At 51.8% G+C, this 1,041-nt stretch carries 1 rRNA gene; it reads left to right on the top strand.

Annotated elements, in window-relative coordinates:
- Positions 1-1,041: ribosomal RNA gene (locus GKR74_RS00005) — 23S ribosomal RNA — on the top strand; the annotation flags it as partial.

Here is a 1,041-nt window from a genome sequence, read left to right as displayed (position 1 = left end):
GCGAACCGAGGGAACTGAAACATCTCAGTACCTCGAGGAAAAGAAATCAACCGAGATTCCCCTAGTAGCGGCGAGCGAACGGGGAGCAGCCCAGAGTCTTAATCAGCATTAGCATCAGGAGAACGGTCTGGAAAGGCCGGCAGTAAAGGGTGATAGCCCCGTATCCGAAGGTGTTAGTGTTGTGAACTCGACGAGTAGGGCGGGACACGTGTTATCCTGTCTGAATATGGGGGGACCATCCTCCAAGGCTAAATACTCCTGATTGACCGATAGTGAACCAGTACCGTGAGGGAAAGGCGAAAAGAACCCCGGCGAGGGGAGTGAAATAGAACCTGAAACCGTGTACGTACAAGCAGTGGGAGCACCCTTGTGGTGTGACTGCGTACCTTTTGTATAATGGGTCAGCGACTTATATTCTGTAGCAAGGTTAACCGTATAGGGGAGCCGTAGGGAAACCGAGTCTTAACTGGGCGAATGAGTTGCAGGGTATAGACCCGAAACCCGGTGATCTAGCCATGGGCAGGTTGAAGGTTGGGTAACACTAACTGGAGGACCGAACCGACTAATGTTGAAAAATTAGCGGATGACTTGTGGCTGGGGGTGAAAGGCCAATCAAACCGGGAGATAGCTGGTTCTCCCCGAAAGCTATTTAGGTAGCGCCTCGTGAACTCATCTTCGGGGGTAGAGCACTGTTTCGACTAGGGGGTCATCCCGACTTACCAACTCGATGCAAACTACGAATACCGAAGAATGTTATCACGGGAGACACACGGCGGGTGCTAACGTTCGTCGTGAAGAGGGAAACAACCCAGACCGCCAGCTAAGGTCCCAAAGTCATAGTTAAGTGGGAAACGAAGTGGGAAGGCTCAGACAGCCAGGATGTTGGCTTAGAAGCAGCCATCATTTAAAGAAAGCGTAATAGCTCACTGGTCGAGTCGGCCTGCGCGGAAGATGTAACGGGGCTAAACTATGCACCGAAGCTGCGGCAGCGATATGTAAATATTGTTGGGTAGGGGAGCGTTCTGTAAGCCTGTGAAGGTG

The sequence above is a fragment of the Providencia sp. wls1914 genome, from assembly GCF_009706645.1.
GTDB classification, from domain to species: domain Bacteria; phylum Pseudomonadota; class Gammaproteobacteria; order Enterobacterales; family Enterobacteriaceae; genus Providencia; species Providencia zhijiangensis.
This window is presented reverse-complemented; position numbering and strand designations above follow the sequence as displayed.